The following is a 15,422-nucleotide window of genomic DNA, read 5'->3' as shown; positions in this document are numbered from 1 at the left end:
CTTCCAAATGAGCTTGAACTCAACCATCGAGCACCTGTTCGCCGGAGGGATGGGCTACCTAGAGCCTAACGGGCAGCTCAGCGGTATTTTCAAGCGCCGGATATCAGGTCGTGTCCGCGTGGAGGTGAGTGGCATTGTGGGCGACGAGCACGGCGATACCAGAGTTCACGGTGGACCGGAGAAGGCTGTTCACCAATACCCTGCAGAGCACTATGCGCAGATCGCGCAGATGTTCGCGGGTATCGAACCAACCCTGATTCCCGGAAGTCTGGGCGAGAATATTTCGGCGTTCCATCTATCCGAATGCAACGTCCATATCGGTGACATCCTTCAGGTGGGCGGTGCAGTCCTGCAGGTCTCCCAGCCCCGCACCCCTTGCTGGAAGATCAACCACCGCACTGGTGTCGAGCGCATGTCGGTGTATGTGGCCCAGGCCAGGATCACGGGTTGGTACTACCGGGTTCTCAGCCCGGGTTACATCGAAGTCGGCGACAAGATAGCTCTGCTGGAACGAAAAACGGATCGGTTTTCCATCGATCAATTCTGGCAGGTACAAATTGCTCAACGTCCGTCAATCGACGATCTCAACGAACTTATGACGGTTTCGGGCCTTTCACCAGACTGGAAGCGGCGACTGGAAGCGAAAGTGAAATGGCTTCGGGAGTAGCGCACAACCAACTCCTCCGGATGCTGGCACAGCAGGTGTTCGCCCGCTTCCGTGGGAGAAACGCTTCGCGTGGTGCGCGGCAAGCAATCGGCCCCCCAGGCGCTCTTCAAGCTGACGCATCGCTCGACTGAGGGCGGGCTGCGACATGCCGAGTTTGGCTGTGGCGCGGGTGAAGCTGCGCTCTTGTGCCACGGTCGAGAAGATCGCGAGTTGGTCGAAGCTTTCCACAGTCATTTATGCGTCTCTGGTATGAGTTACTCGCGAACTATGCCACCAATACGCTCTTCGCTTCTCACCGCGATCAATTCAAAGTTTTTGCGGCCTTCCGGATCGGTCTGTGCACTAGTCGGGTAGCCCCCAGGCCATTGCTGGCCTAGGGCCCCCTAAGAACCGTACGTGCGACTTTCACCGCATACGGCTCAAGCCTTCCAGCAGCCTGAGTGAGACCGGGCTACCTGACGATGCGCGCTTCGGCGCTCAAGGTAAAACGTCCATGCAGGATCAAACGGGTTCGTCGCGCTGCGTATCTTGATATGCCGCACAATCGAAACACTGGCGGCGGCAAAAAGCCAAACCGGTTGGTTCATGCCGCGTATTTTTTCCTTGGAAGTAAAAACCCAGTGCCGTTGACCCACGGTACGAAAGTATCGCTGTTTCACCCAGTGGGCACTTTTCATGGGGTGCCGGCGGACAGCCCAGCGCCATAACACCTGCCAAATTCGATGGTCGATCCACGCGAAGCGTTTAGCCGCGACCACATGACGATGATACATGGCCCATCCCCGGATCACTGGGTTGAGGGTCAAGATCAGGTTAGCCTGCGTCGCCACCCGGTTTCCGTTCGCGATTTCCCGAACCTTATCCAACAGCGCTTTCACACTCTTGCGAGCCGGAGTGGTGAGCAGCTTGCCGGCATACTTGCGTACGTTCTGGCCGAGAAAATCGAAGCCTTGTGAGATATGCATTATCTGGTTTTTTTCATCTGAGAGTTCCATGCCACGCTGTTTCAGGAAGGCCTCGATGGCGGGGCGAACCTGGTGTTGCAGAACAGCTTGCGTGGCGCCGGTCACGATGAAGTCATCCGCATACCGCACGACGTGTATTTTGAATGGCTGACGCTGGAGCGCTGTTGCAGCCACGCTTGCGTAGACGACCTCTTCCAGTCCATCCAGCGTCCAGTTCGCGAGTACCGGAGAGATGATTCCCCCTTGCGGGGTTCCCGCCTCCGTTGCGAACAAGGCTCCCTGATCGACATACCCCGCTCGAAGCCATTTACGCAGGATTGCTTTATCCATGGGCACGTTGGCGAGAAGCCAGTCGTGGCTGATATTGTCAAAACAGCCTCGAATATCCCCTTCAAGCACCCACGGCGCTGAGCTGCGTTTCGCCAGAACGTCGAAGCAATAAGCGATGGCGTCGGCCGTTGACCGGTGCGGCCGGAATCCATATGAGTTGGGGTCTGCACGCGTTTCGGCGACAGGCTCTAGAGCCAGTTTCCATAGCGCCTGCATGGCACGATCCCGCATCGTCGGAATTCCGAGCGGACGCTGCTTGCCATTGCTTTTGGGTATGTAGATGCGTCGCAGTGGTTGGGGCCGATAGCCTCGCTGCTGTAACGCCTGTACTCCCTTCGATTTGGCCGTGGGGGTTGACCAGATCTTGCCGTCAACGCCCGGTGTCCTCTTGCCTCTATTCTCCGTCACTCGTTTCACGGCCAATATTCGAAAATTGCTTCTCTATGACAGAAGTTAGGAATAAAGGAAAGCTGACTTGATGAGCATACTAGGCGACAGGCAGATCACGATTCCATCTCCTTACGTCGATAGCGTTTTAGCGATGATTGAGCAGCATTTAGTCGAGCTGAGTGCCACCATTGAGGATGACAACGAAAGCAATCCGGCGCGACGTGAAATGGCCGCATTTCGACATATGGCACAGCAGCTGGGTTACGATTTTAAAATTGTTATTAAAGCGAACGGTTTCTTCTCCGTATCACGGATCGCTCTGCAGTCCAAACGCTAAATCTAGAAAAAACGGGTATACAATTCGGCGACTGCTACCGCTTTAAGCAAACAAGCTTTAATTGTTGTATTTGGCAAGCGATAGCAGTCATAAGTTGAGGCTATACCGCTGCGTTGGATCTAAGCCAGTCGGCTATAGTTGAAACTTTTACATTTTCTATATAGTTATAAGATACTTCTTTGTTCCACGCTACACCAGCGCCGTTGTCATTGCCTTGCGCGAACACCAGCCGATATCTTTTCAAGACATTGGTGGGATCCTTTTTGAGCTCGTCCTGCAAGAAAGGGATCGTCCAAACATTCCTTGCAACGGAACAATCCAGCGCCTCATCTACGAGATCTGCCAGCTGACGATAGGAAACGGTATCGCCCGCAGTGTAGATTACTTTACTGGTAATTTCAGGCTCGGAAAGTACTGCTTTCGCTGTCAACTTACCAATGTCTTGAGGCGTGGTGACAGTAACGGACGTATCCCAGTCGCCAAGTGCATTAACTGTCCTGTTTTCGAGATCTACGACGCCAAAGGATGGCTCAAAGAGAAAGCTTGTGAACATACCAGTAGAAATAATCGTCCAGTCGATCCTGCTTTGCGATCGCAATAGATCACGAACATCAAGTTGCTCGTCGAAGAGTGGCTGAGCGCTACCGCGGCCGATCACGTCGTAGTCAACACCAAACTGCCAAGGATAGTATTTTCTGATACCTGACTCGATAGCTGCCAAGGCCAGCTTCAGCTGAGTGCCTGGACCAGCAGCAAAGCCTACGCAACTAACCACTACCTCAAACTTGCCAAAGGTTTCGGCTATGGTTTCCAGGGTGTCACCCACCACATCCCCCGCAATCACGCTAACCCCAAGAGCATCCAGTTCCGTGAGCAGTTGACTCCGTTGGCTTGAAGAACTGCTGGATGATGTCCTCAGCATTACCGAAACCTCTGCCTTTCCGATGGCCACTCCTTGTGCAGATAACTCTCTCAGAACCTCTAGCCCCAATTCACCTGCGCCGAGCACGAGTATCTTGCGCTTGTTAAAAGTAGTCTCGTTAGTCATAAAGCCACCTCGTTAGAACTGAAAACCCTCAGTATGAGCAGTTGGCGACTCTTACAGTCGCTAGCCAGTTAACGATTTTGGACAAAAGCATTCATGATGTCTGTGCCGTAACTCGATTTCACAATTGCAAAAAATCGAATTATGACCACTACCACCATTTGGCTTTCAACGCTTGGCATGCAGGGAGGAGGTGTGATGAGTTAATTGCCTAGTCCTAATTTTGAGTTTTTGAATAGCTCAATGACCCAGTCTACGAACGACCTCAGCGTCGGTGAGTGGTAACTGCTGTGGTGATACATCACTGAGATCGGCACGGGCGGTGCGGTGTAACCCTCAAGCACTGAAACTAGTCTGCCGGAATCCAAATGGGGCCAAACCATGTAGCTGCCCACCCGTATCAGGCCAAGACCTTCTAGCCCGCATGTCACATAGCCGTCAGTATCATTTACCGCTAGCTTTTCAGGGACTCGAACAAAGACGGGTTCGTCGTTGACCAAATAATGCCATTCGATGGATCGCCCGGTCCTGCTAGACAGGTAACCCACTGACTGATGCTTCTGCAAGTCGTCCAAGGACCTGGGTACGCCATACGCTTGTAGGTATTGTGGAGAGGCGCACGTTACCCAGTCGAAACTGCCAATTTGCCGAGCTACCAGGCTTGCAGAGTCAAGCGGCACTCCGGTACGGACCACGCAGTCGATGCCTTCCTGTACCAAGTCTACGGTCCGATCACTCAGGCCGATGACCAATTCAACCTCAGGGAATCGCTGCTGATACTCGCGCACTGCAGGTAGAACGAAAAGACGACCTAAAGAATTCGAGATATCCACACGCAATCTGCCTCGCGGCGTGGCATTCCCGCCCGGAAAGGTGGATTCCGCCCGATCAATGTCAGCCAGCACTTGTCGGCAGTGACGGTAGTAATGCTCACCATCCGCTGTCAGGCTCAGCTGTCGTGTCGTCCGATTGAGTAAGCGGACCCCCAGGTAATCCTCAAGATTCTTGATCATCCGGGTGGCCGAGGATGGCATGATCCCCAAGGCCTCGGCTGCTCTATTGAAGCTGTTGGTCTCCACTACCCGGGCAAAAACCTGCATTGCTTGCAAACGATCCATCCCATCCCCTCTTCTCTGCGAAGCACGACCGGCAGCTATAGGCTGCCACAGCTGTGCACAGACAGGTAACAGCCAAAAAAGGCCTACCCAGGTGCCCCGTGATTCGATACACGAGGTCACAAATGAAGTACCTCAGGGCATATTTATCAATTTGCTCTGAATTCTTAAAGTTTCTCCATCAACTGCTCATCACCCAAATGCATACTTGATAGAGGAACTTCCTATGCCATTCATCAGCGTCCGCATCACTCGTGATGGTGTTACCCGAGAGCAAAAGGCTCAGGTAATAAAAGAAATTACTGAAACTATGGAGCGCGTGCTTCATAAAGATCCTAAGTTGACCCACATCGTGATCGAAGAAGTCGACACTGATAACTGGGGCTACTCCGGCATTACGACTACCGAGTACAGAAAGCAATTGTCGGAGTCAAAGCCATGAAGCACACGATAAAAATCGACTTCGTTTCTGATGTTGTCTGCCCCTGGTGCGCATTGGGCTCGACTGCCTTGGACCAAGCCATCGCCAACGTAGCCGACGAAATCGACGTCAAGTTGACGTTTAAACCGTTTGAGCTCAATCCCGATATGCCTGCCGAAGGTGAGGACGCCATCCAGCACATGATTCGCAAGTACGGAAGAACTGCGGAGCAGGTGGCGGCGCGTAATCAGATGATTGTTGAAAGAGGACGGGAGCTCGGCTTTGAGTTCAATCTCCAAAGGCGAACTCACTTTTTCAATACCCACGATGCACATCGCCTGCTGTTCTGGGCAGCGAACGAAGGGCTCCAAAGCGAGCTCCACCGAGCGCTGATTGAGGCTTACTTCGTGAACGGGCAAAACCCTAGCAGTCACCAGACGTTGGTGGCGTTGGCTCAGAAAGTCGGTTTGAACGCCCAGCAAGCGCAGGTAGTACTTGAAAGCGGGCAATTCACCGATGAAGTCCGAGCGCTCGAAAATTTTTACTTGGACCGCGGCATCAACTCTGTACCCGCAATGGTACTGAACAATCGGCAAGTCGTCGCAGGCTCACAGTCTGTTGAGTATTACGAGCAAGTGTTAAGGCAGGCGGCACAAGCCGCTTCGTCTAACTGAAACCTTAATCCATCGTAGAGGAAATATCATGAGCAATTCTCAAAAAGTCATCATCGTAACTGGCGCATCTCAAGGCATTGGTGCAGGTGTAGTGGAAGGGTTCCGAGCCCTCGGCCACAAAGTGGTAGCGACCTCGCGCTCCATTCAACCATCGACCGATCCAGATATCCTGACTGTTGCCGGTGATATTGCGGATCCGGCCACAGCGGAACGAGTTGTGCGCGAAGCCGTGGCCCGCTTCGGGCGCATCGATACGCTCGTCAACAACGCCGGGATTTTCGTCGCCAAACCATTCACCAGCTACACCAAAGAAGACTATGCGCAGGTCGTTGCGACCAATATGAGCGGCTTCTTCTACATCTCCCAGCTCGCCATCGCGGAAATGGAAAAGAATGGTAGCGGGCATGTGGTCAGCGTCACCACCAGCCTGGTTGACCACGCAATCGACGGCGTTCCGTCGGTAATGGCATCCCTCACCAAAGGTGGCATCAACGCTGCTACCAAATCGATCGCGATTGAGTATGCCAAGCGAGGCATTCGCGCTAACGCCGTATCGCCTGGCATCATCAAGACCCCAATGCATGGCGCCGAAACTCACGATGCCCTCGGCAAGCTGCACCCCGTCGGTCACATGGGCGAGATCAATGACATCGTTCAAGCGATTCTTTACTTGGACAGCGCTTCGTTTGTCACCGGCGAGATCCTGCACGTCGACGGCGGTCAGAGCGCAGGCCATTGATTGACAGAATGCTCATCACCGGCACATCCCGGTGATGAGCAGACTCCCTCTGAGGACCGGTTTTTTAGAAAGCGAATGCGCTGCGATAGGCATAAACGCCTGGTCCGCCGCCTGTGAATAGGAACAGTAGGTTGGCCCCCTCGACGAAATCTCCCGCAGCTATGTCATGAAGCATGCCGGCAAAGGCTTTTGCAGAGTAAACCGGATCAAGCAAGATACCTTCGGTCTTAGCTAGAGATGCAATTGCCTCAAGAGCTTCAGCTGTCGGAATCCCATAACCCTCCCCCCGGTGATTCCCATCTACATCGATCTGATTGGGCGCGATCTCTGAAGACCCAACCAATGCCAGCGCGTCGTTAGCGAGCTTCAAGGTTTGCTGCACCGCCTGTTCTTGCTCTCCCAACACTGAATAGGATCGAATGATCGTCGGGGAGCGTCCACGAGTGACGAAACCTGCAGCTAGACCCGCATGAGTACCCGAGCTGCCGTTAGGTAGAAGAACCTTCTCGAAGCGGATGTCGTTATCCCGTTCATACTGCATTATCTCATCACTGCATTTGGCGTAACCCAGCGCGCCAAGAGGAGACGATCCCCCCATAGGGATCAGGTAGGGTCTCTTGCCCTCTTCGATCAGCAGCTGGATTCGATTAGCTGCGAATTCGGCTGCCTTTTCCCCTGGCGGGAGTACATGGAGCTTGGCGCCATAGATCTGATCAAGCAGAACGTTGCCGTTGTTTTCGTACTCGGCATCATGCCGCGGCACTACCCTGCCGAGGACCAGTTCGCAGTCCAAGCCGAGTCGCGCAGATGCAGCGGCAGTAAGTCGTGCGTGGTTAGATTGGAGTCCGCCAGTCGTGACGATTGTGTCGCATCCTTGTGCGATCGCTTCACCTAACAGGAACTCAAGCTTGCGAAGCTTGTTGCCACCCCCGGCGAATGCCATGTGATCGTCACGCTTGATGTACAGATTGACTCGCTTGATACCCAGTCGCAGTTCAAGCTTTTGTAGCCGCTGAATCGGTGTTGCCGACTCGATGAGCGTCACTTTATCGAAAGCGTCCAATATGTCCTTTTGAGCATCTCTCATTGGCATGTGCTCCGGTTGGTGTTTCACATTCATAGCGATCCAGCCCCCACGCGAGGGCTGGCCTCTTCGAAAACATCGAAAGCGCTTGGGCTATGGGTTAAACGCTGGTATCTACAACGAGGCGTCCGCGAATCTTTCCAGCCAAAAGGTCATCTGCAACAGGGATGACCTCTGAAAGCGGTACTTCCCTTGTTAATTGCTCCAGAACCGACAGATCCAGCTCCGCGTTCAGTCGAGCCCATGCCTCGACTCGTTCGGCATAAGGACGTGTGACGCTGTTGATCCCCAAGAGGCTCACCCCCCTCAGAATGAAGGGCGCTACCGTTGCCGGGAAATCCATGCCTTGTGCCAGGCCACAAGCGGCAACCCAGCCGTCGGCGTTGGTCTGAGCACATACGTTCGCAAGGGTGTGACTTCCTACCGAGTCAATCGCCGCTATCCAGCGCTCTTTGCCCAACGGCTTACCGGGTGTGGATAATGTGTTTCGGTCAATCATTTCCGTCGCGCCCAGCTGGATCAAGTGATCTGCCTCATCTAGCCGGCCAGTCGAGGCAATGACCTCATACCCGCGGGCGGCCAGTAGAGCGACTGCAATGCTGCCGACGCCACCATTCGCCCCGGTTACCAAAACTGGTCCAGCATCGGGCCTGAGCCCGGCGCGCTCTAGAGCGATCAGACTAAGCATGGATGTATAACCGGCGGTGCCTATCGACATGGCGTTACGGGGTGTCATCCCCTGCGGAAGTGGAATCAGCCAATCTGCACTCACCCGGGCCTTCTGGGATAGTCCGCCCCAATGACTTTCCCCAACACCCCAGCCGTTGAGTAAAACAGCGTCGCCTTCGCGATAGCGGCTGTCTTCGCTGCGCTCCACTACCCCTACAAAATCGATCCCAGGAATCATGGGAAAGTGCCGGGCGATCGGACTGCGGCTTGTGATGCAAAGGGCATCTTTGTAGTTCAGGGTACTGTGAGACACCGCAACGGTGACGCTGCCGGATGGCAGTTGGTCATCGGATAGCTCTCTGTAATGGGCCTGCTTAGCGCCTTCCTGGTTCTCCACAACGACTGCATTGAACATAGCGACTCCTTTTAGACCGATTGTCTAGTAATCGACGATAAAAACTCACCGGGCAATGCCGGTGAGAAATCCCCTGACGAAGATCGACAGTGGGTGACCACTTTCGCAGAGACGTGCGCGCGTGATTGCGCCCTCCCAGCCAATCCAGAAAAAAGCTGCCAGTTGTTGACACTCCACAGACTGGGCTATCGATTGGTTGGCCTGCGCTTCCTGGAGGCATTGGCTGAGTAGTGCCTCCCAAACGCGAAAAATCTTCTCTATCTGATCGCGAAAATCATCGGGCAGCAAAGTCACTTCCTGGCCGAGATTGCCTACCAGGCAGCCGCGACGCCAGTTGTACTTTTCCATGCCGATGAGCGACTCCTGCAGCAGATCTTCGATGCGCTCCAACGGTTCTCGATGGGGGTTGAGCAGGATCCGGCGCAGGCGGCGCTCAAAGAAATTTCCGTATTCAGCGAGGACCTCACGCCCGAAGGCATCCTTGCTGTCGAAATAGTGATAGAAGGAGCCTTTCGGTACGGAGACCCGTTTGAGAACCTGTTCAATACCAGTAGTGTTGAATCCTTGCTCGGTCAGCAGCTCCACGCCACAGCGGATCAATGCACGCCGAGTATCGGGATCGCTACGCGAGATTTTTGGAGGGCGCCCGCGCCTGGGGGCTTTCATTGGAATGTCCATCCAAGGATAATTAGACCGAGCAGTCTAAATGTCAAGCAGCGTTCTCCGGTCGGCGCAACCGTCTACTGCAGTCCGACACCAAGCCTTCTACCAGCCCCTGTACGGATAAATCCTATGAAGCGGCATTTTGACGATCTGCAGTTGGGAAGTATTGAGCTGTTTTGCCTGTCCGCAGAAGCGGGCAGCTTTACTGCCGCAGCGCAGCTCGCTGGCGTTACTCCGGCCGCAGTGAGCAGGTCGATCCTTCGCCTGGAAAAAAGGCTTGGCTCTCGGCTGTTTGCAAGGACTACCCGAAGCATCCGATTGACCGATGTGGGAAAGGATTTTTTCGAGCAGTGCAGCCAGGCGCTCACGCAACTGGTGGAGGCCCAGCAGGCAGTTATGGGCGCTCAAGCAACACCTTCAGGCCGCCTTCGTATCAGCCTGCCTACGACCTATGGGCACCACCGAATCCTGCCGTTGCTGCCAAAATTTCGGGAGCTATATCCTGAGGTAACCGTTGATATCCACCTCGGTAATCGAAATATCGACTTCGTTGCAGAAGGGTACGACCTGGCGATTCGAGTACGAGCGCAGCCTGATTCCACGATGATTGCGAGGTTACTGGAGGATGCAAAATTGGTTGTCGTAGCGCCTCCGGCCTACCTGCAGAAGGTCGGGGCACCGCAGACATTGCAGGACCTAGACCAGCATGAATGCATTCAATTTGAGCTTCCGAGTAGCGGGCGGCGTATCTCTTGGTTGTTCCAAGAGGACGGTCGAGAGCGTGAGGTATTCACTGCTGGAAGCTATTCCTGTTCCGACGACGTGCTGGGCGGAGTGACACTTGCCAGGAACGGTGCCGGATTATTCCAAACCTACAAATTCATCGTGGAACAAGAGCTCGCTGATGGGCGACTCGTCGAAGTCTTGAAACCGTTTAGCGGGCGATCGAGGCCGTACACGTTGTTGTACCCTCAAAGTCGTCACATCCCGCAGAGGGTGCGCGCTTTTGTGGATTTCCTGGTTCAGTATCGCGAAAAGTGGGCTTCGCTCTAGCACGAAAGTTGGTCCCCCGTTCCGTGTTCGAGTAGGGGCGAACGAAACACGACGCAGGATCCCCACCCAGTTATGAGAGCTTGATGGGGAGCCAAGCGGATTGGATGTCTCGATTCTTGGGTGAGTGTTGCGCCCGCCTGGGAGTTGAATGCCAGCTTACGGCATGGCTGGAAGCCAAGCAAACCAGCAAAAGATGCGCTGTCGAGTCGTCTTTTAATCGCTCAGGGGCGAACCTCGCCCATCGTCGAGCTCGATTCACGGGGTGCAAGCGCATTGATAACTGTGGCCGCTAAAGACAGCAGAATGCCAACCGCGGCAAGGCCGATCCAGCCGGCCTCGTGCACGCCATAATTCCCCAATGCGGCGCCGATCGCTCCCCCCAGAAAATACGACCCCATGAATACGGTGTTTAGCCGACTTCTGGCCTCGGTCCTCAGGGTGAATACGCGTGCCTGGTTGGCAACCAGCCCGGCACGATTGCCCAGGTCCAGCAGCACCATGCCGAGGATCAGCCAGCCAAGATGTTGCCCGCCCGCTGCAATGCAGGCGAAGCCCAGGGCGAGGGTCATCGCGCCGGCTAGAACCATGATGTGTCTGCCCAGGCGATCGGTCAGCGTGCCGATATAAGGTGACGCGACGATGCCCAACAACGCGACCAGGCCAAACAGACCAATGGTAGCGGAGTCGAGTCCGTATGGAGGTTGTGCCAATAGCGCGGCAAGCGAGGCCCACAGCGCACTAAATGCAGCGAACATCAGCAGGCCACTCGCCGCGCAGTAACGCAGCACGCTTTCCTGTTTGACCAGGCTGCCTAACGAACCCAGGAGCCGCCCGTAGCTTATCGTCTGCAGACTCGCGGTGGCGGGCAGGCGCTTGGCAACGATGAACAGCAGTAGGACATCGCTGAGCGAGGCCAGCACGAAGACGACTCTCCACCCCGCATGTGCACCGGCGAAGCCCCCGAGCATGCGGGCCAGTAACAGGCCTGCCGAGAGGCCGCTGAGCAGGCTCCCTACGATTCGACCTCGCTCAGCCGGAGTAGCCAACCCCGACAGACAGGGAATGATGAGCTGCGCAGTGATCGCCGTCACCCCGACCAGAAGGCTGCTTACGCACAGCATCATGAAAGTCGGTGATACCGCGCAAAGAAGTAAGGCAACGGCATTTCCTGCGATGGCCAGCAGCGCGAGTTGGCGTGGTTGTCGGCAATCGGCGAGTGGCACGATGAACAGCAGGCCTAGCGCATAGCCAAGCTGCGTCAGCGTGGCGACCAGACCGGCCTGTGTCGGCGCCATGCCAAACGACGCTGCCATCTGCGGCAGAAGCGGCTGGTGGTAGTAGATGGTCGAGACCGCCAGCGCGCAGCACATGGCCATGAGTGTGGCAAGGCGGCTGGAAACCCCCATTGGCGATGCGCTAGAGGCAGACATGCGTAGCCTCTTCACTGCTGCTGCAAAGTCTGTACGAGCCCGTCGGTGTCGACGATGCTGTGCGCAAACGTCGGCCCGTTCAGTTCGTGCGCCGCGTGCATCATTTCCTTGCTGAAGGCGGCTGTCGCATCGCGTACCAGCGTGACGTGATAACCCAACTCCATGGCGAAGCGTGCGGTCGATTCGATGCAGGTGTTCGCCAGCAGGCCGACGACGATCAAGTGTGTGATGCCTCGTTGCTTCAGCTGGAAATCGAGGTCGGTATTGGCGAACCCGCTTTGTCCCCAGTGTTCCTGGATGATGATGTCGCCCTCCTGTGGCACGAAGTCGGGATGCCATTCGCCGCCCCAGGAGCCCTTGGCAAAGGTGTGACGTTCCTGGATCAGGCGTTGGGTGGGATTGGGGTGATCCCAGCGGGTGTAGTCGCCGGGCTGCCAGCGCCGATGAGGCACGTAGTACACCTGAATTGCTTGTGCCCGCACGGCGGCAACGGTCCTGCGCAGGTTGTCGAGCAGTTGAACCTCGTCCGCGACGCTTCTGAGCATGGGATAAAGCTTGCCGCCATCGGACAGGAAGTCATTGTAGGGGTCGACCAGCAGCAGAGCGGTCCGCTCCGAGGCATACACAGGATGGGTCATGATGGTGCTCCAGGTGAGAGAGGCGTTCTGGGACGTTTGCTATACCGACAGATGCCGCGCTGCGACAGCGCAAGCCGCATAGGCTTCATACTAACTATGAAAAACATAGTGTCAACAGGGATGAGGCTTTGAGCGTTAATCCATGCGACATGGTTAATCACGCTGGGTTACTATGAAAACAATAGTTTCTGCGGAGAAAGCAGCGTGATGTCGATGCTGGACGTGACAAGCGATACGGTGTGCCCGGTGGCACGCTCGATGGATTTGGTGGGCGACAAATGGACCATTTTGGTCCTGCGTGAGCTGTACATGGGCGCGACACGCTTCGAGGAAATGCAGATCCAGACCACCGCTACGCCCCAGATGCTGACTTCGCGGCTCAAAGCGCTGGAGGCGAATGGCCTGGTCGAACGCCGGCCCTACAGCGAGAAGCCGCTGCGCTACGAATACCATCTGACCAACAAGGGCTGGGACTTCTATCCTGTGATCTACGCGCTGCGCGCCTGGGGCGAGAAGTGGTGCAAGAACCCGGATGAGGGGTTGGCCGTGCATTTCGTGCACCGCGCCTGCGGCCATGATGTGGGTGTGGCCAGCGTTTGTCCTCACTGCGGCGACGCTGTGGAACGCAAGGACTTGGAAGCGCTGATCAGCGATCGTTTCCTTCACGAACGCGAGTCTCGTCGTGATGCCTTCAAGCGGAAGTAGCTGAGGCTAAGAGGCTTTCCTGTACTGACATGTTTGAATTGGAAGTGAATGCTATGAAGGGAAGCGATTAGCCGGGGGCTCGCTCAGTGCCTAAAGACTAAGCGTCCTGAGCCTGAATAGTACCGGCAGGCTCCCTCTCTTCTTTCAATAGGATGATCAAAGCTGCTGCCAGGCCGGCAAGCATGATGGAGACGTACCACAAGGTAACGTACTCACCCGTGTGATCGAATATCCACCCTCCGAAAAATGCGCCGGATGCACCGCCGATCGCGTGCCCGGCAGAGAGTAGACCTGGGCGGTGCATGGGGCGTCTCCGAATGTTGCCTCATGAATGCCTACGCGGGCACTCATGAAGGCTAGGCCCAGGCGGGCTCAGTCAATATCAGGCCGAGCTTGAGCAGTCCATCGGACTACCGATGGCCGTTTCCACTGATTTTTCGCATAGGCGGCCAGCTTCGGTGGTACATCGTCACCGTTCATGACCATCCGATTCAGAAGAAGAGCCAGGTCAACATCGACGATGCTCCACTCCCCAAAGAGATTGGCCTCTGGATTTTCTATCAGCGGATCGATCGCTTCGAATAGCCGATGCGCGGCCTGTTGGGCGTTTTCGGATAGCGGATTGTTGGTTGGTCGGTAGAAGATCACAGCAGTGGAGCGCTCTTCACGAATGGGCATGAAATCACTGCGTATCCATGCCTGAAGTTGCCGAGCACGTGCTTTAGCACGGGGCGCACGAGGATATAAAGGCCCGTCGGGGTAAACGTAATCCAGATACTCGGTAATGGCTGAGGATTCAGTCAACGCAAAACCGTCATCAATGATCATGGGCACACGGCGCGTGATCGATAGCTTGGCGTATTCAGCGCTGTGCTGCTCACCAGCGTCGATGTCGATGTTAATGATGTCAAAATCCAGACCTTTCTCCACCAAGGCGACAAATACCGACATGGAGTAGGGACTAGCGAACAAATGGTCTACGTACAACTGAACCTTGGATGACATACCCGCTCCTCGTTCAATGCTCACAGTTGATTTCAGCCGCTAGCAACTTGATCAAAGCTGCTGCTGGCATTTCCCTAGCAAGCGGAGCCCCCTGCCCCGCCCATTGCACCGCGAAATCAAAATTACCTTGTGCGTTTGCTGCGGCATTCAGAGCTTTATTGGCATCGTAGGTGACGGGATATGCCGGTATAGAGGCGTGCTCCGAAGGTAGATCCGTGAAGTTACGATTGACTATGCCCCGGGCAGGTCGCCCAGAAATCACACTGGTAACCTGGGTGTGATAGGCGCGATGGCTTTTCATTGCTTCCCGGTAGGCAGCGTTTGCGGATGTCTCAGGGCAGAGGATAAAGGCTGTGCCAAGCTGCGCACCGCAGGCGCCGAGCGTCATTGCAGCTTTGATCCCTGCCCCATCCATAATCCCGCCGGCCGCTACCACTGGTAATTTGCATCGCGATGTCAGCAACCGAACCAAAGCCATGACACCGATCGCATCATCGTTCGCCGGCTCGAAGACTCCTCTGTGGCCCCCGGCCTCGATACCTTGGGCTATGAGCACATGCACGCCAGCGCGCTCAGCCAACTGCGCCTCATCGAGGTTTGTGACTGAGCACATCGTCACGATTCCGGCTGCATTGAGTGCATTGATCATCGACTGGGGAGGAAGACCGAAATGGAAGCTGACTACATCAGGCCGCTCTTCCAGGAGCATCTGCAGCATCGGTACATCTTCTACGAAGGAGGTGTAGATCTCTCTCAGCGAGCTTGGCGGATCAGCGTCGTATTCAGCAAAAAGAGGTGCAAGACCGCGAAGCCAGCCTTGCTCCAAATCCTCATCGCGCTCAGCGGGGCGATGACAAAAAACGTTCACGTTGAACGGTTTGTCCGTCAGCCTAAAGGTCTCGCGGATCATTTCCCTGGCTTGCTCTACCGAACTGGCTCCAACGCCGATTGACCCCAGTCCGCCTGCGTTGGAAACCGCTGCGGCCAGTTTGGGCGTTGAGACCCCGACCATGGGGGCCTGGATGACGGGGATTTCGATCTCAAGAAGCGACTGCAGCGGGTTTGGCATTGCGTTTA

The 15,422-nt window shown here is 55.4% G+C and carries 17 protein-coding genes and 1 pseudogene; 7 read left to right on the top strand and 11 right to left on the bottom strand.

The features are described from left to right. The first annotated feature begins 7 nt into the window (after nucleotides 1-7). Complete coding sequence (locus ACFW0B_RS08835; RefSeq protein WP_151133667.1) at nucleotides 8-667, top strand: MOSC domain-containing protein; 660 nt, start codon at nucleotides 8-10, stop codon at nucleotides 665-667. A 29-nt stretch (nucleotides 668-696) separates the two neighbouring features. On the opposite strand, the pseudogene ACFW0B_RS08830 reads toward ACFW0B_RS08835, so the two are convergent. Continuing rightward, nucleotides 697-901 (bottom strand): annotated as a pseudogene (locus ACFW0B_RS08830) (LysR family transcriptional regulator); the annotation flags it as partial. A 185-nt stretch (nucleotides 902-1,086) separates the two neighbouring features. After that, on the bottom strand, nucleotides 1,087-2,379 hold the full coding sequence (gene ltrA / locus ACFW0B_RS08825) for a group II intron reverse transcriptase/maturase (RefSeq protein WP_244620735.1): 1,293 nt from the start codon (nucleotides 2,377-2,379) through the stop codon (nucleotides 1,087-1,089). 61 nt (nucleotides 2,380-2,440) lie between these two features. On the opposite strand from ltrA, the gene ACFW0B_RS08820 reads away from it, so the two are divergent. Next, nucleotides 2,441-2,689 (top strand): hypothetical protein, encoded by a 249-nt coding sequence (locus ACFW0B_RS08820; RefSeq protein WP_151133666.1) that lies wholly within the window; start codon nucleotides 2,441-2,443, stop codon nucleotides 2,687-2,689. A 100-nt stretch (nucleotides 2,690-2,789) separates the two neighbouring features. On the opposite strand, the gene ACFW0B_RS08815 is transcribed toward ACFW0B_RS08820, so the two are convergent. Then, entirely contained in the window at nucleotides 2,790-3,737 is a 948-nt protein-coding gene (locus ACFW0B_RS08815) for an aromatic alcohol reductase (RefSeq protein WP_151133665.1), read from the bottom strand. Between the two features lie 200 nt (nucleotides 3,738-3,937). Next, a complete protein-coding gene (locus ACFW0B_RS08810) occupies nucleotides 3,938-4,852 on the bottom strand; it encodes a LysR family transcriptional regulator (RefSeq protein ID WP_151133664.1) in 915 nt (304 codons plus the stop codon). A 223-nt stretch (nucleotides 4,853-5,075) separates the two neighbouring features. Between ACFW0B_RS08810 and ACFW0B_RS08805 the strand changes: the two genes are divergently transcribed. Genes ACFW0B_RS08805 through ACFW0B_RS08795 form a run of 3 tightly spaced genes read left to right on the top strand, consistent with a single transcriptional unit; the run spans nucleotide 5,076 to nucleotide 6,683 of the window. Next, nucleotides 5,076-5,291, top strand: a complete 216-nt coding sequence (locus ACFW0B_RS08805) for a tautomerase family protein (RefSeq protein ID WP_046614894.1) — start codon at nucleotides 5,076-5,078, stop codon at nucleotides 5,289-5,291. Further along, nucleotides 5,288-5,944 (top strand): DsbA family oxidoreductase, encoded by a 657-nt coding sequence (locus tag ACFW0B_RS08800; protein WP_151133663.1) that lies wholly within the window; start codon nucleotides 5,288-5,290, stop codon nucleotides 5,942-5,944. The genes ACFW0B_RS08805 and ACFW0B_RS08800 overlap by 4 nt, the downstream gene beginning before the upstream one ends. Nucleotides 5,945-5,972: 28 nt before the next feature. Next, complete coding sequence (locus ACFW0B_RS08795; RefSeq protein WP_003291493.1) at nucleotides 5,973-6,683, top strand: SDR family NAD(P)-dependent oxidoreductase; 711 nt, start codon at nucleotides 5,973-5,975, stop codon at nucleotides 6,681-6,683. A 64-nt stretch (nucleotides 6,684-6,747) separates the two neighbouring features. Here the strand turns inward: ACFW0B_RS08795 and ACFW0B_RS08790 are convergent, their stop codons facing one another. The 3 genes from ACFW0B_RS08790 to acuR form a co-directional block, all read right to left on the bottom strand. After that, complete coding sequence (locus ACFW0B_RS08790) at nucleotides 6,748-7,770, bottom strand: D-cysteine desulfhydrase family protein (protein WP_449147541.1); 1,023 nt, start codon at nucleotides 7,768-7,770, stop codon at nucleotides 6,748-6,750. A 97-nt stretch (nucleotides 7,771-7,867) separates the two neighbouring features. Beyond that, the gene (acuI, locus tag ACFW0B_RS08785) at nucleotides 7,868-8,851 is read right to left on the bottom strand and encodes an acrylyl-CoA reductase (NADPH) (RefSeq protein ID WP_449147540.1); all 984 of its coding nucleotides are present in this window, start codon (nucleotides 8,849-8,851) and stop codon (nucleotides 7,868-7,870) included. A gap of 45 nt (nucleotides 8,852-8,896) precedes the next feature. Then, nucleotides 8,897-9,517, bottom strand: a complete 621-nt coding sequence (gene acuR, locus ACFW0B_RS08780; protein ID WP_178119322.1) for an acrylate utilization transcriptional regulator AcuR — start codon at nucleotides 9,515-9,517, stop codon at nucleotides 8,897-8,899. A gap of 126 nt (nucleotides 9,518-9,643) precedes the next feature. Here acuR and ACFW0B_RS08775 point away from each other — a divergent pair, with 126 nt between their 5' ends. Continuing rightward, a complete protein-coding gene (locus ACFW0B_RS08775) occupies nucleotides 9,644-10,567 on the top strand; it encodes a LysR family transcriptional regulator (protein ID WP_449147539.1) in 924 nt (307 codons plus the stop codon). Between the two features lie 221 nt (nucleotides 10,568-10,788). Here the strand turns inward: ACFW0B_RS08775 and ACFW0B_RS08770 are convergent, their stop codons facing one another. Beyond that, the gene (locus ACFW0B_RS08770; RefSeq protein WP_178119321.1) at nucleotides 10,789-11,997 is read right to left on the bottom strand and encodes an MFS transporter; all 1,209 of its coding nucleotides are present in this window, start codon (nucleotides 11,995-11,997) and stop codon (nucleotides 10,789-10,791) included. 11 nt (nucleotides 11,998-12,008) lie between these two features. Continuing rightward, the gene (locus tag ACFW0B_RS08765) at nucleotides 12,009-12,635 is read right to left on the bottom strand and encodes a cysteine hydrolase family protein (RefSeq protein ID WP_151133659.1); all 627 of its coding nucleotides are present in this window, start codon (nucleotides 12,633-12,635) and stop codon (nucleotides 12,009-12,011) included. A 207-nt stretch (nucleotides 12,636-12,842) separates the two neighbouring features. On the opposite strand from ACFW0B_RS08765, the gene ACFW0B_RS08760 reads away from it, so the two are divergent. Beyond that, a complete protein-coding gene (locus tag ACFW0B_RS08760) occupies nucleotides 12,843-13,340 on the top strand; it encodes a winged helix-turn-helix transcriptional regulator (RefSeq protein WP_151133658.1) in 498 nt (165 codons plus the stop codon). Between the two features lie 372 nt (nucleotides 13,341-13,712). Here the strand turns inward: ACFW0B_RS08760 and yfcF are convergent, their stop codons facing one another. Both yfcF and ACFW0B_RS08750 read right to left on the bottom strand, forming a co-directional pair. Continuing rightward, nucleotides 13,713-14,345 carry a glutathione transferase gene (yfcF, locus tag ACFW0B_RS08755; RefSeq protein ID WP_151133657.1) on the bottom strand — a complete coding sequence of 211 codons (633 nt, stop codon included), beginning with the start codon at nucleotides 14,343-14,345 and terminating at the stop codon, nucleotides 13,713-13,715. Between the two features lie 13 nt (nucleotides 14,346-14,358). Further along, nucleotides 14,359-15,414 carry an NAD(P)H-dependent flavin oxidoreductase gene (locus tag ACFW0B_RS08750; protein ID WP_151133656.1) on the bottom strand — a complete coding sequence of 352 codons (1,056 nt, stop codon included), beginning with the start codon at nucleotides 15,412-15,414 and terminating at the stop codon, nucleotides 14,359-14,361. Between the last annotated feature and the right edge of the window lie 8 nt (nucleotides 15,415-15,422).

The organism is Metapseudomonas phytobenefica, from assembly GCF_043392685.1.
In the GTDB taxonomy this organism is placed as follows: Bacteria; Pseudomonadota; Gammaproteobacteria; order Pseudomonadales; family Pseudomonadaceae; genus Metapseudomonas.
This window is presented reverse-complemented; position numbering and strand designations above follow the sequence as displayed.